General features: G+C 58.6%; 19 protein-coding genes and 2 tRNA genes. 6 read left to right on the top strand and 15 right to left on the bottom strand.

What is annotated here, in order from left to right; genetic code table 11:
- Window positions 1-6: 6 nt before the first annotated feature.
- From ASD07_RS22535 to ASD07_RS22520, 4 genes are read right to left on the bottom strand one after another with little or no spacing between them, the layout of a single operon-like run.
- Window positions 7-3,228: a DUF748 domain-containing protein gene (locus ASD07_RS22535; protein WP_162246598.1), complete on the bottom strand. Its 3,222-nt coding sequence runs from the start codon at window positions 3,226-3,228 to the stop codon at window positions 7-9.
- 11 nt (window positions 3,229-3,239) lie between these two features.
- Entirely contained in the window at window positions 3,240-5,180 is a 1,941-nt protein-coding gene (locus ASD07_RS22530) for a DUF6351 family protein (RefSeq protein ID WP_055935448.1), read from the bottom strand.
- Between the two features lie 48 nt (window positions 5,181-5,228).
- A complete protein-coding gene (locus tag ASD07_RS22525) occupies window positions 5,229-6,122 on the bottom strand; it encodes a hypothetical protein (RefSeq protein ID WP_055935446.1) in 894 nt (297 codons plus the stop codon).
- A gap of 10 nt (window positions 6,123-6,132) precedes the next feature.
- Window positions 6,133-7,293 carry a serine hydrolase gene (locus ASD07_RS22520; protein ID WP_082507521.1) on the bottom strand — a complete coding sequence of 387 codons (1,161 nt, stop codon included), beginning with the start codon at window positions 7,291-7,293 and terminating at the stop codon, window positions 6,133-6,135.
- 66 nt (window positions 7,294-7,359) lie between these two features.
- On the opposite strand from ASD07_RS22520, the gene ASD07_RS22515 reads away from it, so the two are divergent.
- Together ASD07_RS22515 and ASD07_RS22510 are read left to right on the top strand one after the other, a co-directional pair.
- Complete coding sequence (locus tag ASD07_RS22515; protein WP_055935443.1) at window positions 7,360-7,977, top strand: TetR/AcrR family transcriptional regulator; 618 nt, start codon at window positions 7,360-7,362, stop codon at window positions 7,975-7,977.
- Window positions 7,974-8,828 (top strand): alpha/beta fold hydrolase, encoded by an 855-nt coding sequence (locus ASD07_RS22510; protein WP_055935441.1) that lies wholly within the window; start codon window positions 7,974-7,976, stop codon window positions 8,826-8,828. The genes ASD07_RS22515 and ASD07_RS22510 overlap by 4 nt, the downstream gene beginning before the upstream one ends.
- Here the strand turns inward: ASD07_RS22510 and ASD07_RS22505 are convergent, their stop codons facing one another.
- Window positions 8,829-9,593, bottom strand: coding sequence for a hypothetical protein (locus tag ASD07_RS22505; protein WP_055935440.1), 765 nt, complete (start codon window positions 9,591-9,593; stop codon window positions 8,829-8,831). It lies immediately after the preceding gene.
- Between the two features lie 125 nt (window positions 9,594-9,718).
- On the opposite strand from ASD07_RS22505, the gene ASD07_RS22500 reads away from it, so the two are divergent.
- Together ASD07_RS22500 and ASD07_RS32410 are read left to right on the top strand one after the other, a co-directional pair.
- A complete protein-coding gene (locus ASD07_RS22500) occupies window positions 9,719-10,132 on the top strand; it encodes a GNAT family N-acetyltransferase (protein WP_055935438.1) in 414 nt (137 codons plus the stop codon).
- 298 nt (window positions 10,133-10,430) lie between these two features.
- Window positions 10,431-10,892: an RDD family protein gene (locus ASD07_RS32410; RefSeq protein ID WP_055935436.1), complete on the top strand. Its 462-nt coding sequence runs from the start codon at window positions 10,431-10,433 to the stop codon at window positions 10,890-10,892.
- Window positions 10,893-10,991: 99 nt separating this feature from the next.
- Here the strand turns inward: ASD07_RS32410 and ASD07_RS22490 are convergent, their stop codons facing one another.
- The 6 genes from ASD07_RS22490 to ASD07_RS22465 form a co-directional block, all read right to left on the bottom strand.
- Window positions 10,992-11,231, bottom strand: coding sequence for a hypothetical protein (locus tag ASD07_RS22490; protein WP_055936373.1), 240 nt, complete (start codon window positions 11,229-11,231; stop codon window positions 10,992-10,994).
- Between the two features lie 122 nt (window positions 11,232-11,353).
- Window positions 11,354-12,232, bottom strand: coding sequence for a signal peptidase I (lepB, locus tag ASD07_RS22485; protein ID WP_055935435.1), 879 nt, complete (start codon window positions 12,230-12,232; stop codon window positions 11,354-11,356).
- A gap of 54 nt (window positions 12,233-12,286) precedes the next feature.
- Window positions 12,287-12,362, bottom strand: a tRNA-Asn gene (locus ASD07_RS22480).
- A gap of 27 nt (window positions 12,363-12,389) precedes the next feature.
- Complete coding sequence (locus tag ASD07_RS22475) at window positions 12,390-13,334, bottom strand: DUF4034 domain-containing protein (RefSeq protein WP_055935433.1); 945 nt, start codon at window positions 13,332-13,334, stop codon at window positions 12,390-12,392.
- 325 nt (window positions 13,335-13,659) lie between these two features.
- Window positions 13,660-15,843 (bottom strand): TonB-dependent receptor, encoded by a 2,184-nt coding sequence (locus ASD07_RS22470; protein WP_055935431.1) that lies wholly within the window; start codon window positions 15,841-15,843, stop codon window positions 13,660-13,662.
- Between the two features lie 107 nt (window positions 15,844-15,950).
- Window positions 15,951-16,370, bottom strand: coding sequence for a cupin domain-containing protein (locus ASD07_RS22465; RefSeq protein WP_055935429.1), 420 nt, complete (start codon window positions 16,368-16,370; stop codon window positions 15,951-15,953).
- A 121-nt stretch (window positions 16,371-16,491) separates the two neighbouring features.
- On the opposite strand from ASD07_RS22465, the gene ASD07_RS22460 reads away from it, so the two are divergent.
- Together ASD07_RS22460 and ASD07_RS22455 are read left to right on the top strand one after the other, a co-directional pair.
- Window positions 16,492-19,155, top strand: coding sequence for a S8 family serine peptidase (locus tag ASD07_RS22460; RefSeq protein WP_055935427.1), 2,664 nt, complete (start codon window positions 16,492-16,494; stop codon window positions 19,153-19,155).
- A gap of 257 nt (window positions 19,156-19,412) precedes the next feature.
- A complete protein-coding gene (locus ASD07_RS22455; RefSeq protein WP_055935424.1) occupies window positions 19,413-22,322 on the top strand; it encodes a TonB-dependent receptor domain-containing protein in 2,910 nt (969 codons plus the stop codon).
- An 89-nt stretch (window positions 22,323-22,411) separates the two neighbouring features.
- Here ASD07_RS22455 and ASD07_RS22450 read toward each other — a convergent pair whose 3' ends face one another.
- The 4 genes from ASD07_RS22450 to ASD07_RS22435 all read right to left on the bottom strand — a co-directional run bounded on the left by ASD07_RS22450 (window position 22,412) and on the right by ASD07_RS22435 (window position 24,931).
- A complete protein-coding gene (locus ASD07_RS22450; RefSeq protein WP_028104412.1) occupies window positions 22,412-22,612 on the bottom strand; it encodes a hypothetical protein in 201 nt (66 codons plus the stop codon).
- 177 nt (window positions 22,613-22,789) lie between these two features.
- Window positions 22,790-22,859: transfer RNA gene (locus tag ASD07_RS22445), tRNA-Asn, on the bottom strand.
- A 174-nt stretch (window positions 22,860-23,033) separates the two neighbouring features.
- Complete coding sequence (locus ASD07_RS30400; RefSeq protein ID WP_162246597.1) at window positions 23,034-23,759, bottom strand: SIR2 family protein; 726 nt, start codon at window positions 23,757-23,759, stop codon at window positions 23,034-23,036.
- A gap of 143 nt (window positions 23,760-23,902) precedes the next feature.
- On the bottom strand, window positions 23,903-24,931 hold the full coding sequence (locus ASD07_RS22435; RefSeq protein ID WP_156398147.1) for a ParA family protein: 1,029 nt from the start codon (window positions 24,929-24,931) through the stop codon (window positions 23,903-23,905).
- Window positions 24,932-25,180 lie beyond the last annotated feature (249 nt).

Genomic DNA, 25,180 nt, shown 5'->3' with positions numbered 1-25,180 from the left:
TGGCTCCTAGTGCAAGGCAAACTCTACGCGGGCAGCCGCGCCGGCCTTGGGCGCAACCAGGAAGATGCGCTCCGGCGCCACCTTGCCCTGCCCCACCAGCCAATCCTTGGCTGCTTGCGCGCGCCGGTTGCCGAGGGTGATGAAATCGTCCTGGTCAGGGTTGATATTGGCCAGCATCAGCTTTTCCATTTCCTCCGCAGGCAGCGATTTGGCGAAACCCAGCGCATTGCGCGGCTTAATGAATTTTTCTTCTTTGTAGGCACGCTCCAGCAAGGCCGCGCGCTCCTCGCTGGTCACCACAACCCCGCCTTCCGGCAGCGCGCCGCCGCGTGCCTGCAGCTCGCGCGTCTTGAGCTGGCGCAGTTTGCGCTCCAGCGCCACGTGCTTGAGCGCCTCCAGTTCCGCCGCATCATCGAAGCGGCCGGTAATATCGAGCTTCAAGGCGGGGCGCTCGGTCAGCGCCTTGGCCAGCGATTTCAGCTTGCCCTCCGATGCCGGCAGCAATGCCGCACGGCCCTGGTCGAACTCCAGCATCGACAATTCCTCGCCGCCGCCAAACAGGGAACCGATCAGGGCAAATGGCGAAGTGACAGTCTTCATGATGGCGTTGCCGATCACCTTGAGGATGATGCCGCCCAGCGAGAATTGCGGATCGTCCAGCGAGCCGCCAATCGGTACGTTAATGTCGATCACGCCATTGCGGTCGCTAAGCAGTGCCACCGCCAGGTTCACCGGCAGCTTGGTGGCGTCCGGATTGGTGCTCTCCTTGCCGAAGGTGAGCTGGTCAAGCACCAGGCGGTTTTCCGCCTTCAGCTGGCGGTTTTCCAGCGCATACGAAACTTCGAAAGTCATCTTGCCTTTTTCGATGCCGTAGCCGACGTATTTATCGGCATAAGCCGAGAGCTGCGACAGCTCCATGCCGCGCACTTCGGCGCGCAGGTCTAGCGAAAGCTCGTGCTTCAGCGGATGCACCCGGCCGGCGATCAGCAATGGCGCCCCGCTGACGTTGCCGCGCAAGTCGACATTTGCGCTGTGCGCCGGATCCGACGACAGGCCACTCACAGTGCCGCCCAGTTCCTTCAGGTTGGCCGTGTAGTTCGGCTTGATGAAGTTGTCGGTAAAGCGCACGCGCCCGCCGGAAAGCTGCACCTTGCCGATACGGATCGGCGGCAGCGGTTCCGCAGGCTTCGCAGGAGCCGCCTTTGGCGCCGGGGCTGGTGTCGCGGCGGCAGGCGGCGCTGCTGCCTGCGCCACATCATTCGCCTTTGCCTTGGCATCCTTGACTGCCTGCGCACGGGCGCCAGCCTCGGTCAGGCTCTTGCCCTCCTCGCCTTCCTTGCGCGTCACGTCCTGCACGTTCAGGCGACCGTTCGGGTCAATGATCACGCGCGCGAAGAAGTCGTCCAGCGCAACGCGTTCAATGTTCAGGGTGAACGGCTTGAAGTTCACATCCATGCCGCCAAATGCCAGCGACTTCCAGCTCAGGAAATCATTCGAACTGGACTTGTCGACCGTAGAAAGACGATTCACGCTGACATCGCCTTTGAAGCCGCCAGCCACCGCACCGTCCTTGCCCGTTTCAAGGCGCAGCCGCGCCTTGCTGGAAACGGCCGCCTGCAACAGGCGCAGGTTCACGTAATCGGTGACGTAAGGCTGCAAAGGCAGCAGGTCGAAATTCTTCAGCTCCAGCGCCAGGTCCGCATTCAGCGGCGAAGGCGCCAACTGGCCCTTGAGTTCCAGTTCGCCTTTATTGACGGCGGTTTTCAGCGCCACCTCGGCAGACGCACCAGGCACATTCGAGTAGCCTTCGACGGTCAGCGCCAGCGGCGACAGCTTGAAGACAGTCGGCTCTGCACGCAGGTCTTCACGCAGCTTTGCGTTCCACTCGCTGATTTCCAGCTTGCCCACCTTGACCTGCATCGGCTCTTCGCCAGCCGCTTTGGCCGCCGTCTTGTCGCCGCCAGCCTTTTCCGCCAGCTTGCCCTGGTGGACGTCGATTTCCGCACTCCCGGACGTGACGGATGCAATATCCAGCGTGTGCTTGCCGCCATCGAAGGCGATGTCCTGCACCACCAGCCCGAATTTCGCCAGGTCGGCGCGCAGGTTGCCTTGCGGCGTTTCATCGGCGTAGCGCAAGGCCGCGCCGTTGACAGCCAATTCCTTCAGCAGCACGACCGGACCAGCGCCGGCCGGCTTGGCCGCAGGCGCCGCTGCCGGCGCAGCATCCGGGGCTGCGGCTGGAACCAGCTGGGCCAGGTTCAGCACTCCCTCCTTGCTGCGTTTGACATCCAGTTCCAGCCCATCGATATCCACCCTGGCGACCTCGAAACGCTGCGCCAGCAGGTCCAGTTTGCCCAGCTTGACCTTCAGCGCAGCCAGCTTGGCCACCTGCGTGCCATCAAGCTGCTGCAACTGCGCACCCGACAGCATAGCCGCCCCGCCCAGCACCAGCGATGCCGGTTTTTCCTTCGGCTGCACCACGGTCAGGTTAAGCTGCGCCTCCAGGTGAGCCGACGGCAGCTTGAAGCCCGGTTTGAACGGCAGGTAGCCGAGGTAGTTGGTCAGGTCGACCTTATCGAGTTTCAGTTCAAGCGCATAGTCCTTCGGCTCCGCGAACGGACGCGCCTTACCCTTCAAGAGCAGCGGTGCACCGTTGATATTGGCGCTGAACAGCGGCTCGACGAAAATCGTCACGTCGGCCGGCAAGGAAGAGACAAATGGCAGGCCCAGTTTCAGGTCCTGCACCTTGTGTGTCACGCCGGCCGGCTTGTCCTCAAAAGACAGGCTGCCCTCTTCAAGCTGGATGTTATTGACCGAGAAGCGCGCAGGTTCCGGCGACGGCGGCTGACTAGCGATCAGTTTCAGGATATCGTCGATGTTGTAGCGGTTATCGGCATTGCGCGCCAGGTGCACATACGGCTTGCTCAGGCGGACTTCCTGCACGACTGGCGCCATCTTGCTGACGGACTGCCACGACAGGTCCGCACCCAGGCGATCAAAGCTGGCAAAGACCGTGCTGCCGTCCGGCTCCATCATTTTCAGGCCGCGCACCGAAGCGGCCAGCGTGAAGGGGTTGAACGAGACTTCCTCAATGCTGAGCTGGCGATGCAGTTTTTCCGAGGCCTGGCTGGCCGCCTGCGACTTGACGATTGCCGGTACGGCGAGAAAGCCGATGCCGGTATAGGCAAGCAACAGCCCGGCCAAAGTGCCCGGGACAAGGTATTTCAATGGTGGGATCTTCATAACCCGCTATTGTAATCGCACACGCCCTGCGGGAAAATGCGGGACAACCATGCCTTTTGTGCATCATTGAAGCTCACCGCAGGCCCGTAAGTTCCGTCAGTATAGGCCTTCTCCAGTGTCTTGAGCTTGCATTGGAAGGTGTCGCCCCGGATTGATTCGCCCGCCACCATGCGCGGGCTGCTGTGGATCGGGAACGCCTGCGTGCATGCGCCAGGCCTGACGCCATCGAGGATGCCGCCCCACGCATCGGGGCCGGAAGCGAGCACACTGCCGGCGCTGTCCACGCAGCGGTCGGCAAACTCCACCGGCGCGCTGCCGGCGGTGAGGTATTTGTCCAGCACCTCCACTGCCTTCATCACCTGCCCCGGCAAATCGGTATCCGGCTGTGCAAACCAGATAACCTGGCGCTTTGCCTCCACCGCGTTGGCCGCCAGCAGCCGTGCACGGACCGAGAAAGCCTGCCGTGCATTGTGCATGTCCAGTTCCGCCTCGCGATACGGGCGCAGGTCAATGACAGGAATGCCAAGCCGCTTGCCGGTGAATACATGGCCTGACTCGAATGCCGCACGTATTGCCCCTTGGTCGCCCTTGCGCCGCAATGCCGGCGTACCGGCCGGCTCGCGGCAAGTCGCGCTGCGATGCATATTGGCCGAGTCGAAAGGATCGTCGTCCGGCTTGTACGGCACGAAATCGCGCTGCTCCTTCCAGCTGCCGGCGCAGGCGTTCAGCCGCAGGAATTCATCGGCATCCAGCTTCCCGGCGGCCAGCGCCGCAAGGCCATATTGAACACCCACATTATCGAGCGGGATTGGTGCGAAGCCTTCGGCATCCGTGCCATAGAATTCTTCCAGGTCGTTCCAATGCGTCCACTTCACCTTGGCGAAGGCTTGCGGCGCATAGCCATAGAAGGCAATCGCCTTGTCGAATTTACTGTCGCGGAATTGCGGATTCAGCACCGTCGGCATCGCAAAGCGCCAGCCATTGATGCACTCGGTGGTGCCGGGCTTGCCGGTAAAGGGGTTTTTCGCGGTGTCGCTGGCATTCATGCCCTGCACCAGGGACTGGCGGCTCCAGGTCGCCCAGGGCGAGTTCGGGTCGCGCGCCACCTCCTCGCGGAAGTACTGGCCAAGCAAAGGACAATCGGAAATCGGAATCGATTGCGTCACCATGTCCGGATACGACTGCACCGGAATTCCCGCATCGATCAGGCCGGGACGATTTTGCGCAAACATATACTGCTGCACCGCCCCGCCCGAACCGCCGATGCCGATGGTATACACCGGCTTGCCGTAGGTTGCGCTGAAGTAGGCTTTGGTCTGCGCCGCCGTTTCCTCGGCCAGCCGCATATTGTAATGAACCCCGCTCTCGTTGCCGGACGAATTGGCAATCGCATAGCCCTGCGCCAGCAGCTTCGGCATCAACTGCTTCTCCGAGCCGTTCAGCGCACCGTTGAGCCACAGGGCCGTCCCCTGCTGGTGGCCGATGCCGACGCCACCGCGCATCCAGTAGACCAGCTTGCGATTCCAGGGCGCGCGCTCCAGCATCGCAATCGTGTAGATGAAGCGGTTGATGGTGCCGGCCTCCACCCGCACCACAAAAGGAAGCGACGCCCCGTTTACGTCAACCATCTTCATGTCGGACGGCGGCGTCTTGTACCCATTCTCGATATCGAACGGTTTGAAGCCAGCACCGGTGAAGTAGAAATACTGGATGCGCGGCTTGATCGCGCACTGGCTGCTATAGCCAAGCACCTTGCCCGCGTCGTCGCGCACCGGGTGCCCGATGCCCAGCTGGTTGTCGACCAGCGGCTGGCCAAGGCCGGATTCCAGCGTGCGGCAAATGAAAGGCTGTTGCTGGTGCTGTTGCTCATGGTGCCGCGGGGTGCTGCAACCTGCCAGGGTGATAGCCGCTAAAGCGGCCAGAATCCAAGCTTTCATGGCGCCTCCTCCTTGGCAGCCAGTGTAACGCGGCTATTGCAATTGTGCCTATCGCTTGCCCGCCAATTCCTGCGGCCGATACCACAGCTCGCTGCGCCCCAATGGCGTTTGCGGCGGCAAGTCGGGGTTAGGAATGCGGAACAGGCGGCGCCGCGCCAGGCCGGAGCGCTTGATCAGCGCCCCCTTGTGCGCCATGAACAGCGCTTGCAGCGAGCCGTCCTGCACCATCGCCTCCAGTCCCGCCTCGAGCCGGGTCGCCAGCGCCTCCCCTTCCGCATCGCGCCGCGTAAAGAAGTAGCGCGCCAGAGGGTAGTAAAGCGCGATTCCCGGTTCCACCTCAAAGCCGAAGCGCTTGTGCCATCCATCGTATTCGCTCAAAGCCTCATCGACAGAGCGCGACAGGACATCGAAGCGTTTGACTTCCAGCATCGAGAACAAACCGTCGTAATTATTCCCCTCCACCACCTTGAATCCGCCGGCCTGCAAGATGCTCACATCGACCCAGCCCTTGCCCTGGCCAATGCTGAAGCGGCGCAACTGCTCGAGGGATTCGACCTCCGCAAAACGGGGCAAGTCTTCGTGGCGTACCAAGAGCAAGCGATAGCCGATCAGGCCGCGGTCAACCGGAATGCGCACCGGACGAAACTGCAGCTCCAATTGCGCCGATGTGGCGCGCACGAAAAGATTGATGGAGCCAGCACCGGCTGCTTCGGCGCTTACCCGCGCCGGCGACATGTATTGGCTGGCCTGGCGCAACTCGTACGGACCAAACCTGGCGCGGGTCTTTTCGAGCGCCGTGCGCAGCACCTCCCAATCGTACAGGTAGCGGCTGTCATGCTCGGACTCCGGTCGTGGATAGACAATCTGCTGTGATGCCTTTGCGGGACTTGCTACAGCCGGCTGCATTATCAACAGGGCCAGGAATAGCAGGCTGAAAAACATGGTGCGATCCTTAACGTGGCGCACTTAAGCTGCGCGCAATCGCGTCCCGCAATGCAAACAAATGCCGGTTGCCGTCGAACTCCGCGCGCGGCCCGTTACCGGTATGGACAATCACGACCCGCGCAACCGGATCGACAAAAATGTTCTGGCCGTTTACACCCCAGAACATGGCCCGGCCCCCGGCAGCCTGCGGTATCCAGATATGCAAACCATAATATGGCGGATGCGAAGGTTGTGGCCTGTCGGTCCGCAGCTCGGTCATCTTCGCAATCCAGTCGGCGGGAACCACCTCTTTTCCATTGACACGGCCCTGGTTCATCACGAGATATCCGAGCCGCGCAAAATCGTGCAGGGTTGCTGCGAACTGGCCTTGCACGCCTTCTTCGTCGTGGTAGTTCTTGATCCAGTACCCTTTGGCTTCCGCCCCCATCGGAATCCACAGCTTCTCTTGAAGGTAGCTCGTGAGGTTCTTCCCACCCACGCGCTGGGCCAGGGCGGCGCCCAGCAGAGCGGTTTGTGCGCCGTTGTATTTGAACACTGTCCCTGGCGCCGCGGCGCGGTCCTTTTTCCTGCCCAAATATTCGCGTATATCCTGCCGCGGGTAGATCAGCGGATTGACCGCCCGGTTATCCGAATCAGCGCCCGGCTCAAAGGAATTAAACAGCGCCGCCCCGGAAGACATGCGTAGCAAGTCTTCCACCGTGTCGTCGGCGAAGGCGCCCTCCTTGAAATCGGGCAGCACCGCCGAAATGTGTTCATCCAGCGCCAGCTTGCCCTCCTTGACCGCGATGCCCATCAGCAAGGCGAATATGGTCTTCGACATCGAGGCAGACAACAGGCTATCGCCTGGCTTGCGGCCCTGCAGGTAGCGCTCGAAGACGATCTGGTCTTCTTTGAGCACGAGGAAACCAGTGGTACAGAATTTCGCCAGGTACTGCTCGAGCGTGTAAGTGTTGGGATCGTCGCGCAGCTTGTAACTCACCTCGCCCAGCGCCAGGCCTTGCTTCAGCGGGAATGGTACCGGCGCGGCATTTGCGGTGTTGTGTGGATTGCCGTTCTGCGGATTGAGAAAGCCCTCGGAACAGTCATTTCTTGCCCACGCCTGTGAACTCAAGGCAAGGCCGGTTACCAGGACCAGCGTGCCAAGGGAGGTGCCTCTAGTCTTTTTCATGCCGATGAGCTTAACCCGAAACGAAGAAACTTGACTAGAATAAAATTCTAGAACAGTATTCTAGCCATGACCCAAGTCGACCGAAAATCTGCCATCCTGTCCGCCTCCCTCGCCGTGTTCTGCGAAAAAGGGATCGAGGCCGCGTCGATAGAAGACATCCGCCAGCGCAGCCAGGCTTCGGTGGGGAGCATCTATCACCACTTCGGCAACAAGGAAGGCATCGCAGCTGCCCTGTTTACACAAGGACTGGATAATTATTGGCAGCAGATCAAGGCCAACGTGGCCCAGGCCAGCAACGCCGAATTCGCCATCCATGCCATCGTCAGCACCCACCTGCAATGGATCGTCGAACAGCCCGACATGGCGCGCTTCCTGTTTGCACGCCGCCAGGCCGTCAGCGCCGAGCATGACGATGCGATCCGCCAGCGTACCGCGGGTCATTTCAAGGAAGTATTCGAAAAACTGAAACCCTGGTTCAAACAGGGCGTGTTGCGCCGCTTGCCGATCGAACTGTATGGTCCCCTGCTGCTCGGTCCCTCGCAGGAATTGGCGCGCAACTGGCTAGGTGGGCGTATTGGCTTCAATCCGCTGGATGCCATTGATGAATTGAGCAGCGCCGCCTGGCGTACGCTGGCCACCAACCCGGCCCATACCGGCACCTCTTACGGAGCACCGAAACGATGAGCGCCACCCGCCTCACGCTGCAAACCCAGGACGGCCAGCAACTGGCAGCCTACCGCCATGATCCATCGCATGCGCCGCGCGCACAAGTAGTAATCGCGCCCGGCATGGCGATTCCCCAAGGCTTCTACGCCACCTTCGCCGCATTCCTGGCGGGATTGGGGTACCGGGTGTGGACTTTTGACTACCGCGGCATGGGCGAGTCGCGCGAAGGCCCGCTGCGCCGCTGCAAGGCGGACATCACCACCTGGATTGCGCTCGACCTGGAGTCCGTCGTGCAGCACGCTCAAAACCAGGACGCCGCACTTCCCCTATTCCTGCTTGGCCACAGCCTGGGAGGCCAGACAGCGCCACTGCTGCCGTCCATCGGCAAGGTGGCGGGATTGATCAACATCGCCGTAGGCAGCGGCGCCACGCGCCACAACCAGCCGCGTATCCAGCGTACTGCACCGCTGCTGTGGTACGTGCTGACGCCACTGTTATGCAGGCTGCTCGGCTATTTTCCCGGCAAGCGCCTCGGCATCCTTGGCGACATTCCGCGCGGCGCAATGATGCAATGGCGCCGCTGGTGCCTCACGCCGGACTACCTGCTCACCGGCGAACCCGGTGCACGCGAAGCGTATGCCAGCGCCAGCTTCCCTGTTCTCGGCCTCACCTTCAGCGACGATGAACTGCTGCGCGAATCAGGCTCGCGCATGCTGCATGAGGCATACACCAGCGCCAAAGTTGACTACCGCGTACTCAGCCCCGGCGCATTCAACCAGGAACGCATCGGCCATTTCGGCTTCTTCCGCTCGCACCAGGAAAAAGTACTGTGGCCGCTGGTCGGCGAGTGGCTCGAGCAGCATTGCTGATTACTGCGCCAGCACACCCGGCAGAATTGCTTCCATCGCGTATTCAAGCGCCGTACGGACATTCTTGACTTTGTCCGCCCCCGTCATTTTGTTGAAGGTATCCATGCCGGAAGAATCGGCTGATGGGCGCGCCAGGATGAAAGACTGCTTCGCGGTACCTTCGCCAATCACGTTCAGGGAGTCCGCCTCCAACAGGCGGACGCGCACATAAGCGAAAGGCGCAACCATGCCGCGCGACCGGGTATCGTCACGGCGGTTGAGGGTATCGATCATGTCGTCTACATAGAAGCCCAGGCCCTCAAGTGCGCCGCTTCCCACTGTCGCGTCGAGCAGCTTGATCGCAGCGACGCTACGGAATTTGCTGATGACGATCGCATGGCTCACTCCCTGCTCTTTCAACAGGGTTTTCAAGTAATTGCGATCCTCCACATGCTGCTCGGGATGCTCGAACAACTCGTTCTGGGCGCTGTACAGTCCTTTATCCTGCGTCATCATCAGGTTCAGCTTCGCATCGGGCAGCAGTTTAAGAAGCGACGAGCGGGCAGCGATGATCGCGGCCTGGTCAAACACCTGGTCTTCCATCCGTCGCACCTCGACCGGTGAACTCTCTGTCCGGCTTCCAACCTGATGGCGCTGCACATGCAGGGCCAGGCTGTTGCCGGCCAATGAAAGCACGGCAACGCTACGGATTGGAGCAGTTTCAGCCCGTATGCCCACGCTCACGAATGCCAGCAGGACGGAGAAGAAAACTTTGGCAGCGGACATTCCTGGAATCCTCATTAATTTCAACTAATGCAACATTATAGGTGCTGCCATTAGGCGTCATGGTTGCAATGAACCCACACTCCTAACAAGAACGAAACAGTTATCAATTTGGTAAAATTGAACGCATGAATATCACTGCCATCACCTACGCGGTTGAAGCCGGCGTCAGCGTCGACGAGTTCCGCAACCTTCTGGTCACATCAGGCCTGAGCCGGCGCCGTCCGGTGGACGACGCCGCACGCCTGGAGGCCATGCTCGCAAACGCCAACCTGGTTTTAACGGCACGCATGGACGGGAAACTTGTCGGTATCGCGCGTGCGATAACGGACTTCTCGTTTGCCTGCTACCTGTCCGACCTTGCAGTCAGCGACGAGGCGCAAGGACAAGGTATCGGCGCACGCCTGATCGAAGAAATGCGCACCCATCTCGGGCCTACCGTCAGCCTCATACTCAGCGCAGTGCCGGAAGCAGTGCCCTTTTACCAGCGCATCGGCATGGCCCCGCTGCCCGACTGTTTTTGGCACCGGCGCGAGTTCTAGTACTTGTTCCGTTCAAATGAAAACGGCCCCGAAATTTCCGATCGACTCTTTCCAACTGCTGCCGATAGTGTTTCTGGCGCACACGCCGCTAGCATTTGCCTGCGCAATGCAAAGGCTGTGGAAAGACGATGCGTGGCAAAGGCTCCGCCAAACATGAAACCATCATCACGGCACTGGCCACTCCCAGCGCACCACTTGAGAATTGAGACAGTGTCTGAAAATGACTGTCAGATGGGTTAGAGTCCTGCTTGACGCGCAAACGGCCAATATCGACGTTAGCTTACCTAGGAGAGTTTAATTGTCCTTCGACCAAAATCCATACGCCCCAGGTAGCGCGCTAGCGCAGAGGGAGCGGGTTTCTGGGGAACCTGCTTCAGCCACTCGCCGCTTTTGGACTTTTGTGGCCGACACGATCGCCATACGTATAGGGTTTCTGGCTCTGGAAATCGTATACGGTGTGTGCTATGGCCTGGAGGCGCTTGGGGAACTAAATGGCGTCAAGTGGTGGGGCGTCTACATAATTTTTTATGTCGCCTACTACGTTGCACTTGAGGTACTTTTCGGCAGGACGGTAGGAAAGCTTTTGACCGGCACGCGCGTTGTGACCAGTGAAGGGCAAGCGCTATCTATACCTACCGCACTGCTGCGTACGTTTTGCCGCTTAATTCCACTCGAGCCGATGTCGTTTTCATTGGGTGAGACGTGGTGGCATGATTCACTCAGTCGGACGCAGGTCGTGCGTACGCGAGGCACAAGCTAATCCAAGCCGACACCCCTTCCCGGTGCGGCAATTCTTAAAGCAGAGTACAAGCTCGCGTTGCTCCGGCACCGAGCGTCGCTGACATCGAGCCGAGAACGGTCAAACGCTGATAATCTTGGTGGCGTATTCGTGCGCACCAGACTTTTTCCTGGCGGCCCATGCCACGGCTTCCTGCGCCTGCGCCATCGTCAGGATTGATGCCTTTTCCTTGTTCTTGATGAAGGAGACGCCCTCAAACACGCCCTCCTTGCTGCGCATGACGCGTGCAAAGACCGGCGGCTTCTCCGGCTCACTGAGTTTGTTCTGTTGAATCATGTAGTGCTGTTCGTTGTTTTCCATTTTCATTCCTCGTAATGCAAAAACCCAAGCTGTGAAGGCTGGCCTTCTTATTGTATTGGCTCCCCGACCTGGACTTGAACCAAGGACCTGCGGATTAACAGTCAACAGATCCGCATTCCAATTCAGAACGGGAAAAACACCTTGACGACCTTACCGACTACATGGTCTGCCGGTACGAATCCCCATAGCCGGCTGTCGGCGCTGTTATTGCGATTGTCGCCGAGGACGAAATAATGCCCATCGGGCACGCGGCACTCTATGCTGTTTTCCGTAAAGTGGCACTGGTCCCTGGAGGGGAAAGTACGTTCCTGCCAGTAGGGAAAGCCCGCGCCTTGTGCCAGAATCGTATATCGCACATCCTGCAACTGCTCTTCGACCAGGCCCGAGTCATCAAGCTGTTTATTGGGCGAAGGCACACCGTTCAGCGTTACCTGCGTGCCTTCCACTTTAACTATATCGCCCGGCAAGCCAATCACGCGCTTGACATAGGTCGTTGCCGGCTTCAGGGGGAAGTCGAAAACCACCAGGTCGCCGTGTGCCAGATTTGCAGAACTGCCGCGCCCCAAATTGAGCCCATAGGCGCTGTAATGCCCATACCCGGCTTTTTTCGCCAACAGGATTGCCCCTTGCGGCAAGGTAGGCTCCATGGCGACCGACGGCACGCGGAATGGCTCGTACAGGAAAATTCGAACTGCCATGATCGGGACCACGAAAGCGGCAGCGATCGCCAGCATTCCTTTCGCCCGCGAATACCATGGACGTACCTGCAGCACGACGCGGCGAACCACGAAAAACATGAATACCGGCAGCACCAGCGACATCGCAGTGGCCACGTACATCAACGCCGCAAGGCCAGGAAAGATGGTGCCAACTACAGCGCACGCCAAGACAAGAATGGAGAAGCCGATAGCCCACCGCACCTTGCCGATATAGAGTAGCCCAAGCGGGCTCGAAAACAGCGACAGTACGACTGCCACCCATCGCTTGGGTTTCCATTCCATTTGTAATCTCCAATGCAAAAAGGCCATGTCGTGAAACATGGCCTTTTAAAATTCTGGCTCCCCGACCTGGACTCGAACCAGGGACCTGCGGATTAACAGTCCGTCGCTCTACCGACTGAGCTATCAGGGAAAAGAGGCCGCATTATATCGACCCAATTCAGGTTTGCCTAGTCCCCTGGAATTTTTTTTCGCGGGCAGGCGCAACTGCGGGACTTTTCGCCATCTCACGGTCGCAAACTTCAGGTTTCCATGAATCCGGCCACAGATGTTCGACAATATTGTCGCCCAGCTCTCGCCTTAACTTTGCGTAGGTGGCGCGGTCATTCGCACGACATGCAAAGGCAGCGAACTTGTTCTTGTTGTAGATCTGATCCGGATAACGCTGCAACAGGTCCTCAAAGCCAGCCTTCATGGTTTTCCAATCGGGATCGCCCGGCCGTCCGAAAGAGAGCGCGTCGTCGCAATTGCAGTCTCTGGACCAGAACAGGCGTGCATAGAGCCCGTCCCCCTCTTCACGCTGCGAGAGTTTGACTGCCTGGCGCGCAAAGCGCTCGAAATCACCAGGATTCGCGCCCCACTTGACCTCCATCGAGCGGCCCATCGCGAAATGCACTTGCTGCGATGCCGGGAACGCCTTCACCGCCTCGGCGTAGGCCGAGTTGATCTTGGTGCGTGACGCCCCGCTGTTGATCAGTGTCGAAATATTCAAGCTGTGCCACACCGGACAGTTGCCCGCCATCGCTTTGCTCTCTTCCAAGCGGGCCGAGGCCTTTGCCAATCGCTCGCGGAACAACTCCCATGCCGCCTCTGGAACGCTGCTCGCGTATCCGCCGCCGCGTCCATACCAGGCATAACTATCCCAATACATGACCTCAACGATTGCTTGCGCTGCCGAATCAGGCGATTCGCTACGCCATTTTTTCAGTTTTGCGCCCACGCGATCCCAGTCCCTCCAGGCGTCGAACATCGGATAAAAAGCCGAAACGAAGACCAGCAATTCTGGCTGCCCATCAGGCAAGCGCGAATCTGCCGCGCATAACGCTTGCAGTTGCTGGTCCAGTTCCTGGAAGCGATCCATGCGCCAGCTTTCATGCACGCTCATGCCGCGAGTGCTGATGATGCTTCGTATCTCACAATGTTTAGTGACCACGCCATCTGCGCACGGCAGACCGAAAGGAATCGGAGGCAGCTGGGACGTAGTAATGGGAGGGGCAGCGCGGCAGGTCAAACTGGCAGCACCCAATATGGCAAGGGATAGCAGGCGGGTTAGCAAACGCATTTGATGACTCTTCTCAAAATCAAAACACGCATTATGCTAAACATTTCCATATGGAAATATATTCAATTGTCACCAAAAATGAAAAAGCGGCCCGAAGGCCGCTTGCGATGGCGAAGCCGCACACTCATGCGGCGGCTTCAGCCCGGGATCAGAACGAACCTTTGAACTGCACGCCAAACTGACGTGGCTCGTTGATGAAGCCGGTCAGGTTGTTGAAGTCGATGGCGCCGGTGATGCGGCGCTGGTCGGTAATGTTGCGTGCGAAGGCTGCGACTTCGTACTTGCCGCCATCCCAGTTGTAGCCAACGCGCAGGCCGCCTTCGGTCAGCGGAGCGCCGGTGAATTCAACTGCTTCATACAGGAAGAAGTTCACCTTCGAACGGTAGGACCAGTCGGTCACCACGAACAGGTTGCCTTCGGCCAGCGGGTAGTTGTAGCGGGCGTTCAGGTTGATGATCCACTTCGGCGCCTGTGGCAGCGCATTGCCGTCGATGAGCACGCGGCCGGACGCATTGATCGGATCCAGCACGGTGCACTGCGCGCACTTGTTCAGGGACAGCGAAGGATCGCGGATCTCGGTGAAGTTGTACGACGCGCTGGCGGACATCTTGAAGTCGTTGGTGATGAAGCCTTCGATCTCGCCTTCGATGCCGCGGCCCTTGGTCTTGGCAGCGTTGATCAGCTTGGTGACGTTGGAGTTGCCGCCGACCACGGTCAGCTGCTGGTTCTTGACGTCGTAGTCGTACACGCTCAGGGAGGCGCGTGCGCGGCGGTTCCACAGGTCGGCTTTTACACCGGCTTCGATCGACGTGATGGTTTCGGCGTCAGCCACGGTGATCGGCACCGAAGTCGAAGCAGCAGCGATCGATGGTGCGCGGAAGCCGGTGGCGTAGCGTGCGTACAGGCTGACGTCGTTGTTCAGCTTATAGGTACCGCTCAGGTCCCAGTTGAACTTGTCCTTGGACTCCGAAACCGACTTAGGACCAACCAGGGTGGTACCGGTGGTTTCCAGGGTGTCGAAATCCTTCTTGTCTTCAGTGTAGCGCAGGCCGCCGCGCACGGTGAACGCGTCGTTCACGGCATAGTTCACGGAGCCGAACAGCGCCCAGGCTTCGTTCTTCTGCTGCGATTTCACGCGCGAAGTCTGGGTGCCGGCAACGTTGAAGTTGTCCTGGCCTGCCACTGCCTTCTCGTCGAAGTAGTACACGCCTGCCTGCCAGTTCATCGGGCCGGTGTACTTGGACTCTACGCGGAACTCTTGCGAGTACTGCTTGATGTCAGGTACGAAAGCGCCGGTGGCAACCTGGAACGGCACGGCAGGTGCATCGCCTGGATTGCCGCCGTCGATGTCGCCGCGCGAGTTGTAGCGGGCCACGGCTTCATAACCAGTGATCGAGTACAGCTTGTGCGCGCCCAGGTCCCAGCTCATGCGCACATTGGCGCCCTGGGTTTTCAGTTCCTGGTCTTCGCGGCCGTTGATGGCGATGCGCTCAGGATCGAAGCCGTCGACGAAGGTATTGGAACCCTTCTTGATGATGTTGGCGCGGAACAGGCGCGAGCTGCCGGTGGTCTGGCGCTGGTGCACGTTGAACAGGGCATTGAACACGCCGTTCGGCTGGTACAGCACCTGCACGCGCTCTGCGTGCTCGTTGTAGCCTTCCAGCGCATCAGGCTGGCCGGTGAAGGTGTTGCTGACGAAGTCGTCGCGGTGCTGGCGCAGAGTCGATACGCGCAGGGCCCACTCTTTCGACAGCGGCACGTTGGCGGCTGCTTCCAGGTTGACGGTAGCATCGCTTGCGTAGGAGACGTTGTAGAAGCCTTCCACGCCGCGCAGGCTTGGCTTGGCCGATTCGAACTTGACCACGCCGGCCGGGGTGTTACGGCCGAACAGGGTGCCTTGCGGGCCACGCAGCACTTCCACGTTGGCCAGGTCGAACATCGGGTAACCCTTCAGGATCGGGTTTTCCTGCACCACGTCGTCGTAAATCAGCGAAACCGGCTGCGAGGCGAACACGGCGAAGTCGGCGTTACCGTAGCCGCGGATGTAGAAGCGCGGGAATACACGGCCGGTCGACGATTCGACGTTCAGCGACGGCGTCTTGCCCGCCAGGACGCGAATATCCTGTCCGCCGGACAGCAGGATGTCCAGCTTTTCGGCCTTGAACGAAGATACGGACACCGGCACGTCGCGGATATTCTCGGCGCGGCGCTGTGCGGTAACGGTCACTACTTCCATTTGGCCGGCTGGGGCCTGGGCTGCTTCCTGGGCCATGGCGGCCATCTGCACAGTGGCCAGGCTCACCAGCACGTGCATCTTGGACAACTTCATCATGTTCTTTCCTTGTGGGCGGTTTGATGGATGTCCCCTATTCTCCCCACAGGTTGCGGTCTGTCGCCGCAAAATAGCGCGCATTATATACCCACTATAAGTTTCAAGCACTATTCCTTGACCGTCAGTGTGCTACCCACAGCTCCCGCATAGAACACCAGCAGCTTGACTGGCCCCTTGCCCACATTGCGGCCGTTATGCAAGGTATTCACCACTTCGGCCAGTGCCTGTCCGGCCACCACCCGCTTGACGGTCCCGTCTTTCAGGCTCACTTCCAGTTCGCCTTCCAGCACGTAGCCGAACGACGGCACAGGATGCAGGTGCCAGCCGGTTTCGCCGCCAGGGGCGATTTCAACCAGCAGCGCCGTGACTTCCGCCTGTCCGCCCGGATAGGCCAGCGCCGCGCCATTCCAGCTGGACGGCGACTGCAGCAATCTGGTGACCTTGATGGCAGCGGACTGCTCCAGCGCCAAAGCAGGCTGGGCAGCGAAGATGGCGAACACGGCAACGACAGAAGCGAAGTTTTTCATGGCTGTCTCCGGTTGGTATATGCCGCATGATAGACGCAGGTCAAAGCCCGATCAAATAGCCCTCTTAGACTGGTTTGATCCCCGCAACAAAAGGGGATTCCCGAACTCGCCAGGAGACATCATGAAGAATTTTCCGCAAGAAATGAGCCATGCCTCGGGCGCCACGCTGGCGCTCGATACCACCCGCCTTCTCGTCGCACTCAAACAGCCGAAAGAGCGTGGCGCCGTCGAACAATGCCTGCACAGCGTGGACCTGTTCCTGGAAGACGAAGCGGATGAAGGCATGGTGCCGGGTGAACGCGTCAACCATACCAAGACCCGCTACTTCGTGCAGTCGCGCCGCCCGCTGGATGACGGGCGCCTCGCCAGGATCGAAGAGGCCGGCGCCCAACTGGGGATCGACTGGATCGGTCCGGTTTACCGCCAGGCCGGCCAGCGCGGCCGCCGCGCCCTGATGGCGCCCCTGCCGCACGTAGCCCTGGTCAAGCTGCGCCAGCGCGATGCAGGCTTCAAGCTGCCGGAAGGACTGGGCGCTAAAGGCGCGGCCGAACCGGCGATCCAGGAGGTCGTGGAAAAATCGCGCTACCTGAATGGCCACCATTATCTACAGATCAGCAATATCAAGGAGATCAACGCCTACCAGCTGCGCGAACGCCTGCGCCAGGTTCCCAACGCGCCGATTTCCGACTTCCAGTTCGAGACCATGCCGCTGCTGACGCCGACCTCGATCGCTCCCAACGACACGCTGTTCCCGCAGCAGTGGGACATGACGCGCATTGAAGCGGGCGGCCCCGGCACCACCGGCTGGGACATCACCACCGGCGCCGCCACCACCGTGGTCTGCGTGCTCGATGAAGGCTGCGACCTGACCCACCCCGACCTGCGCTTCGCCGCCCCCGGCATCAACCTCGGCACCATGAGCGGCGACGGTTCACCTACCGGCAACCACGGCACCGCCTGCGCCGGCATCGTGGCCGCCACCTACAACAACGGTACCGGCGTCACCGGCGTCGCCGGCGATGCGCGGATCCTGCCGGTCGCCTTTGACGCCTGGACCGACGTCGAAGTCGCCGCCGGCATCAACTACGCCTCCGCCAATGGCGCCAGCATCATCAGCATGAGCTTCGGCTGGAACGGCTGGAGTCCGGCCATCATCGATCCCGCCATCCAGAGCGCCTTCAATAACGACCTGGTGATGTGCGTCGCCACCCACAACTACAACGGCCCGATCACCTACCCCGCCACCAATCCGCTGGTGATCGCCGTCGGCGCCTCGGACGAAGTCGACAACCGCAAAACGCCGGGCAGCCCGGACGGCGAACCCTGGGGCTCCAACTTCGGCCCGCAGATCTCGGTGGTATCGCCCGGCGTGCACATCCCGACCACCGACCGGCAGGGCGCGGCGGGGTACAACGCCACCGACTATGACCTGGTATTCAACGGCACCTCCTCCGCCACGCCGCATGTGGCCGGCCTGGCGGCCCTGATCCGCAGCGTCTACCCGACCCTGGACAATATGCAGGTGCGCGGCCACATCGAACGCACCGCACAGAAAGTTGGCGCCGTGGCGTATGCCGACACTGCAGGCAAGTCGAACGGCAGCTGGAACCAGGAGATGGGCTACGGCCGCATCAACGTCTTCCGCGCCCTCGATGAAGCGGATGTGATGATCAAGGATGCCCCGTCCGACAGCGGCAGCGAGCCTTTCAGCGGCGGCAATTTCTGGGACTTCTCCGACATCGTGGTGCGCATCAACGACGACAACGTCTTTGTACCCAGCGACCCGCTGCAATCGAAGAACGTGGAACGCGGCCAGGCCAACTACATCTACGTGCGCGTCACCAACAAGGGCGCCCGCGACGCGCGCAATGTTTCGGTCAGCACCCGCATTACGCCGTACGTCGGGCTGCAGTTCGTCTATCCGCCCGACTGGAGCCAGGTCGACGCCATGCACGTCAGCCCCACCGGGATCACCACCAGCTTTGCCAACGTACCGGCCGGCGGCACGGTCATGGCCAAGTTCCGCATCGAAGCGGCGCAAACGGAAGACCTGTATGGCTGGCAGGCCAACCACCCATGGCACCCTTGCCTGCTGGCCGTCGTCAACTCCGACAACGACTACGCCTTTGCCACCGCGCCGCTGACCGGGGACCCGATCAGCGCGCGCCGCAACAACCTCGCGCAGCGCAACCTGTCGGTGATCGACGTGCTGGCCGGCGCCGGCGCAGCCTTCCCCTTCGTGGCGGGTAGCCGCTACAACCGTGAAGCGCGCATGACGCTGGTGATCGACCGCAGCCACCTGCCAGAAACCATGCCGCTCACGCTATCGCTGGATGAAGATGGTTCAGCCTTCCCTGCCATCGATTTCGACAACCAGGTCGACCCGGTGCCGGGCCAGACCCACGGCGATGAAGACATGAAAAAGGACTGCGGCCTGGTCTTCCTGCAAGACACCCGCGTCAAGACCCGTTTCGCCTGCTGTTGCGGCATTTTGACGCTGGCGAAAGGCTCGCACTTCGACTGCCTGCCGCATCGCACACTCGGCAATGTGGCTGTGGAAGGCGGCGACGTGGTGCTACGCAATGGCAAGCGTTATGTCGAAATCCGCCAGTCGGTGGTCAGGGTCACCATGGAAAAAGACGCAGCCATGATGTATCCGCTGGCGCTCCAGACCAGCGTCCCAGCCGCCTCCGCGCCAGGAAGCCAGTACCAGATCAACGTGGCCCAGCTCAACGATCAAGGGACGCCGGTGGGCGGTGCTTCCATGGTCTACCACGTCGCCTGACGGCGCGGCTTGTCCGCAAACCCGCAACAGTCGCCTCCTGGCACTGTTTGCGGGCCTGACAATTCGCAAGCAACTACCGATTAAACCTTTCGCTTTGACCGAAAAACAACTATTACCACACAAATAATTGCTTATCTGACACTAAATCCTATCAAAAGATTACACCCTCGTGCGATAGTGGCGCCCATATCACAACCTAATAAGTGATAGCAACAAGCCACTGGTAATCAATAGTAAAACCGATAGGGAGAAATGTTTTGACCAAGCAACTCGCACTGAAACAAGGCGCGTTGGCTGTACTGCTGGCATTCGGCGGTGCTGACTACGCACTGGCGCAACAAGCAGCCAGCCCAGCGCCGACCACCGTGTACGTCACGGGCTCCAACCTGAAGCGTACCGCCAAGGAAAGCACCAACGTTGTACAAGTCCTGACCGCGCAAGACATCAAGAACACTGGCGCGCAGTCCGTCCAGGAACTGATGAAAACCATCCCAGCGGTGGGCTCCGACAACAACTTCGACGTGACCGACGGCGGCTTCTCGCGCGGCGCGGCGACTGTTTCGCTGCGCAACCTGAGCTCGACCTCGACCTTGGTGCTGCTGAATGGCCGCCGCGTCGTGATCGGCGCTTACGCCGACCCGAACGACGGTAACTCGTCGCTGTACGACTTGAACAGCATCCCGGTCTCGGCGCTGGAACGCGTGGAAATCCTGAAGGAAGGCGCATCGGCAATTTACGGCTCCGACGCCGTTGCAGGCGTTATCAACTTCATCACCAAGACCAATTACCAGGGCGTGGAAGTCTCCGCCCGCGCCGGCGTCAATGACGACGGCAAGTTCGGCCGCCAGGGTATGAACCTGGTCGTCGGTAAAGGCGACCTGGCCACCGACGGCTACAACATCTTCGCCACCCTGGACGTAGCGCACCGCGACCGCACCCGCCGCGACGAAGCACGCGACATCGAATGGGACACCTACCAGACCCTGAACAACCGCTACGCCACCCAGTTCGGCAGCACTGTTTCGGCTTCTCCAGTGTTCTATCGCGAATCCGCACCGGGCTCGAAGAACTTCGGCGTGACCCAGGCCAACCGCGACCAGCGCCTGAATATTACGCTGAACTGCGATCCTTCCCAGCAGATCACTGGCACTCCTGCCACTGGGCTGCCTAGCACCTCCGTGTTCATGAACCGCAAGTTCTGTAACTACGACCTGCTGAAATACCTGGAAGCACAGTCGGCCGGCAAAGACACCAACCTGATGAGCCGCGGCGAAATCCGCATCAACGACAACTGGTCCGCATTCGCTGAGGTAGCCTTCAGCCGCTCCGAGCGTACCTATACCGGCACCAGCGGTCCGCGTGTCCTGGGCCAGTCCCAGACCACCAACTTCACCCAGATTGGCACCACCGACCCATTCCAGGCAATCCTGGAAATCGGCCATCCGGACAATCCATTCCCGAACGCTCGCGCTTCGGTGGGTTATCGCTTTGAAAACCTGCCAGCCGGTAACAACAACCGCAATGACTACCTGCGCGCCCTGGCCGGCGTACGTGGTTCGGCCATGGGTTGGGACATCGAATCCGCATTGCTGTGGAACGAAGCCCGCCGCAAGGACACCTCCCTGGGCCAACTGTACCTGCCAACCCTGCGCAAGCTGAACACCGGCACCACCCTGGCGCAACTGGCGGCCGACCCAACCCTGAGCCGTGACGTAACCTCCAACAACTCCTCGTCCTTCACCCAGATCGACCTGCGCGCCAACCGCGAATTCGGCCCGGAACTGCCTGGCGGCAAAATGGCTGTGGCGCTCGGCGGCGAATACCGCAAGGAGAAGATGGACCTGAATCCGGATGAACTGCTGGCAACCGGCAACATCCTGGGCCTGTCCAACACTGTGCTGCACGGCCAGCGCGACGTCAAATCGTTCTATACGGAATTCCGTGCACCTGTGCTGAAAACGCTGGAATTGAGCGCTGCCGGCCGTATCGACAAGTTCGAGAAACTGGAAACCAGCCGCGTGCCGCAGTTCGGCATCAAGTGGACCCCGGTCGAACAATTCGCCGTACGCGGTGCATACAGCCGTGGCTTCCGCGCTCCTGCGCTGAACCAGGTCACCCCGGGCGGTTCGCAGTTCTTCCTGCGTAACCTGTTTGATCCGAAGCGCTGCGAAGTCGACGAGAAAACCCCGAAACCAAATGCAACCCCACTCGATTGCGGCAAATCCGCAGCCGGCACCGGTGGTTTCAATCCGGACCTGAAGCCAGAGAAATCCAAGTCTTACACCCTGGGCCTGATCCTGGCTCCGCTGTCCAACGTCGGCATCACCATCGACTACTTCCGCATCCGCAAGGAAGGCGAAGTGATCCTGGGCTCCGCGTCCGAAGCCCTGAAGCACGAAGATCGCAATCCGGACAACATCGTACGTGACACCAACCCGGTTAACTTTGTGACTGACGCCAACGGCAACCCGATCCCGGGTACCGGCCCGCTGCTGATGGTCAAAGAGCCATGGCTGAACCAGGGCGCGAAAGATATCAAAGGTATCGACTTCGACGCGACCATCACCAACAAGCTCGGCTCGTGGGGCAACCTGCTGACCAAGTTCTCCGGTACCTACACGCACTCGTACAAGATCGCCCAGAATGCAGGCGACATCGAGCACAATGTGGTTGGCAAGGACCCAGGCCTGTGGGACTGGAACCTGAGCAACAACACCCGCGTGCCGCGCTTCAAAGGCTACCTGTCGACCACCTGGCGCTTCGCTGATGTTCACTCGGTCAACGCTTCGATCCAGTACGTCGGTCCAATCTCGCTGATGCGCCAGTACGACGCAGATACCACGTACGCTGCGCCGTTCTGCCACTACGGTACCAAGAAGCCGACCGATGCAGCGCCGAACCGCGACCCGAACGTGCCGCTGTATGAAGCCTACTTCCCGAAATGCCAGATCAACAGCTGGACTACCGTCGGCCTGGGCTACACCTACACCGGTATCCAGAACCTGACCCTGTCGGTGAACATCAAGAACCTGTTCGACGAAAAGGCGCCATACGTTCCGAACTCGGGTATCGACACCACCAGCTTCTACCCGCTGGGCGGCTACTCCGAGCAGCTGCACAGCAATCAGGGCCGTTACTTCAACGTAAGCGCAACCTACCGCTTCTAATTGAAGGTGCTGCCGCCCTCACGGGCGGCACAAAGCAAAAAGGCTTTGCGAGCGATCGCAAAGCCTTTTTTTTTCAGCGCCTGTCCGGTTCAGGCCAGCGCTTCCTTTGCCGCCTCTTCCGGCGTCAGTCCGTCATAGAACAGGTCGGTGAACCATTCAACTTGTTCTTCGATATGGTCTTGGGCCTGCTCCACCGTGGCGCCGCCTTTGACCAGGAATCCTTCCACCTCGATACACCACTGGATCAGTTCCAGGGTTTCCGGATCGAGCTCCTCTTTCTTTTTTGCCATGACATCCTCCCGCGCAAAGCAAAAAGCCCAACCGAATGGTTGGGCTTTCAGTACCGCGGTATTTTACTGCTTTTTCAGGCCAGCCGGCGGGCGAAGCGCCGCCGCAACTCAATTGCCCGGCAACAAGCTGTAGATCACCCTCGAATCCGAGCGTCGATAAAAGGCTTTTCTGTGCTCTGGCTCCCCGACCCGGACTCGAACCAGGGACCTGCGGATTAACAGAACGACGATCCTGCAAATCTATGGGCACCAAGTCGAAGAAACGTAACGGCTTTCCTGGCCGCCGCAGCGGAGCCCCTTGAAAGCCGATCTAATCCCGAAACAGTATACCTGCTGCCGTGGCATCCCTGTCAGAAAGTTGATGCGGGTCAAGGGCTTGCGGCTGCCGAACGCCGAACGGGGGCCGAACTGGCCAAGTACCCTAAATCAACACTTGCCTAACGTCATCAATCCTTGACTTTAAATCAACAAGGCTATCATAGAGAACGCTATGTCCGCCAGCTGCGTCATAATCATACTCAAGTGCTTTGATGTTGTATGAATTTTCCATGGCACGGAGCAACGCTGGGTGCCTTCCCTTAGGTAAAACAGCGTAATGAGTATGATCCGAAGACGCCGCAATATTCGTGTTTTCCAATACAAGCTGTATATCTGGGTCTGTCATGCTACAACCTAGGAACACTACGGTATTCACGGTAAGAAGGCTGTCCAAAACATTATAAAACTGCCAATGCTCCTTCTTAATTTTAAAATAATCTGATCTAGTTAAAATAAGCGCATCAGTATTATTAACGCAACCGTGCGCTTTTACAATCAAATTATCTTTTGAGCGTACATCATTCAAAATATTTCGATCATTATATTTTCTTACAGCATAACCGCGCCCAGCGGCTAGAGCACCACATTGTTCCTCATATAGTTGATCATAATTTGTAGTAATAACAATCTTAGCGTTAATTCCCTGTATTGCCGCGTGGTAATCAGATGCCTTAAATCTTGGAACGGCAAAAACATCCTGGAAAAATACTCGGCGATCAGCTTGTGGAACCCCATCAAACACGACTTCCGCAGCATCTAGAAATAACTCTTTCTGCAAGAGTTCTGTTACAAATTTAATGTCCTCAGGCCGGGTTACAAACTTCGCCACGGCATCCTCAAGTAGCTTTTTCCAAGATGGCGGACGTATACCAGCAGCATTAGTAGAGCTCGAAGATATACCGGACCCTAGAAAGAGAATTGCTCGTTTTGAAGCAATTTCCTCAACCAGCGAATTTGGCCAATTTATCATAATTAGCCCCCCGTATTAGAAATCAAATTCGCAGATACGGAATCAAATATTTCAGAATAAACTTTTGCTTGAGAGTAGTGAGCTCCAAAAATACCGTCACTAGCTTTGAGAGCCCGAATCGGAGATGAATTCTTTTGCGCGAGCGGCGCAAGACTAAACATGTTAGGTATTTCCCCAAGAACTAAGGAGTCTTTAGCTGAATCAGCCATGAAATTACCTAAATTTAAAACAAACTCTTCCCCAAATTGATTCAATATATTTTCAAAAGCATGAGTCGGGCGTTTCTCACCATCCTTATTTTTTCGCGTAGCATACGACTGAGTGGTGTAACCGATACAGCCTGATTTTATCGGCAAATCGCGGCGGACCGGGTACTTATCAAGTAATTTTTCCTGATCATTTTGAATAAGATTCTCCACACCGCGCTCGTACCTTCTTATCCATTGAGTTAACCAATCAGATATATTACGAAGACCAATAATGCTGAAGATATCTATGGACATGGGAGTCACAAAGAAGTCAGACGCAATTAAAGCAGATCTATTTAATGACCCAAGGCTAGGTCCTAAGTCAATGAAGATGTAATCGTAACTATCTCGCAGCTCCGTAAGTAAAGCATGGCACCAATTTGTCTTCCTAAGTGCTCCTATCTCGCCGCCAGCCAATTTCACCCAAGCATCACCCAGACGATCTTCGATCGCGGACAATCGAGGATGCCCCATCAAAATATGCACCCCGAATCTATTAGGCATGGTGTTAACCATTTTTTTGTCGAATGCAATTGTGGGTTCGTCTTCTAGAAGAGGTGCTACCACGTCAAGGATCGTTTCGGTTTTACCCGGGTTAATCCAATAGCAATCCGTTACTTTTTCTTCGCCAGTTATGAGTAGCGTGGAGTTACATTGCGGATCAAGATCGATGTACAACACCTTCTTTCCGAATTTTTGCGCCAACCCGGCGGCAACATTTGTCGAAGTCGTCGTCTTGCCGACGCCACCTTTATTATTGAAAAAGCTTATTACTTTTGCCATTTTAATCTCGCAATAGCCGGTAAGTGGACGATCCCCTAGCGTGCCCTTGACAGTAAAGGCCAGGATTTTCGGACAGCATAACATTTTGCCACATTGCAAAATATCTCTAATTGTCACAACGCCACTCTACTCAAACGTGCGGTGGCGGCCTAAAGTGGACCCATCAGTCAAGACACTTTGCCGCTTAGTTTAAGCTGTGCCCATTTCCAATTCCACAGCTGCATGGCGCTGCCCCGTAATTCCTGCATT

Origin of the sequence: Duganella sp. Root336D2 (assembly GCF_001425005.1) — a bacterium.
Classification (GTDB): Bacteria; Pseudomonadota; Gammaproteobacteria; order Burkholderiales; family Burkholderiaceae_D; genus Rugamonas.
The sequence above is the reverse complement of the archived record's forward strand: the minus strand, read 5'-3'. Positions and strand labels throughout refer to the sequence as shown.

Bases quoted from the DNA above. Each gene is read 5' to 3' on its own strand.
- ASD07_RS22530 (WP_055935448.1), bottom strand. From the start codon at position 5,180: ATGAAAGCTTGGATTCTGGCCGCTTTAGCGGCTATCACCCTGGCAGGT.
- ASD07_RS22525 (WP_055935446.1), bottom strand. From the start codon at position 6,122: ATGTTTTTCAGCCTGCTATTCCTGGCCCTGTTGATAATGCAGCCGGCT.
- ASD07_RS22520 (WP_082507521.1), bottom strand. From the start codon at position 7,293: ATGAAAAAGACTAGAGGCACCTCCCTTGGCACGCTGGTCCTGGTAACC.
- ASD07_RS22515 (WP_055935443.1), top strand. From the start codon at position 7,360: ATGACCCAAGTCGACCGAAAATCTGCCATCCTGTCCGCCTCCCTCGCC.
- ASD07_RS22510 (WP_055935441.1), top strand. From the start codon at position 7,974: ATGAGCGCCACCCGCCTCACGCTGCAAACCCAGGACGGCCAGCAACTG.
- ASD07_RS22505 (WP_055935440.1), bottom strand. From the start codon at position 9,593: ATGTCCGCTGCCAAAGTTTTCTTCTCCGTCCTGCTGGCATTCGTGAGC.
- ASD07_RS22500 (WP_055935438.1), top strand. From the start codon at position 9,719: ATGAATATCACTGCCATCACCTACGCGGTTGAAGCCGGCGTCAGCGTC.
- ASD07_RS22490 (WP_055936373.1), bottom strand. From the start codon at position 11,231: ATGGAAAACAACGAACAGCACTACATGATTCAACAGAACAAACTCAGT.
- lepB (WP_055935435.1), bottom strand. From the start codon at position 12,232: ATGGAATGGAAACCCAAGCGATGGGTGGCAGTCGTACTGTCGCTGTTT.
- ASD07_RS22475 (WP_055935433.1), bottom strand. From the start codon at position 13,334: ATGAGCGTGCATGAAAGCTGGCGCATGGATCGCTTCCAGGAACTGGAC.
- ASD07_RS22470 (WP_055935431.1), bottom strand. From the start codon at position 15,843: ATGATGAAGTTGTCCAAGATGCACGTGCTGGTGAGCCTGGCCACTGTG.
- ASD07_RS22465 (WP_055935429.1), bottom strand. From the start codon at position 16,370: ATGAAAAACTTCGCTTCTGTCGTTGCCGTGTTCGCCATCTTCGCTGCC.
- ASD07_RS22460 (WP_055935427.1), top strand. From the start codon at position 16,492: ATGAAGAATTTTCCGCAAGAAATGAGCCATGCCTCGGGCGCCACGCTG.
- ASD07_RS22450 (WP_028104412.1), bottom strand. From the start codon at position 22,612: ATGGCAAAAAAGAAAGAGGAGCTCGATCCGGAAACCCTGGAACTGATC.
- ASD07_RS22435 (WP_156398147.1), bottom strand. From the start codon at position 24,931: ATGGCAAAAGTAATAAGCTTTTTCAATAATAAAGGTGGCGTCGGCAAG.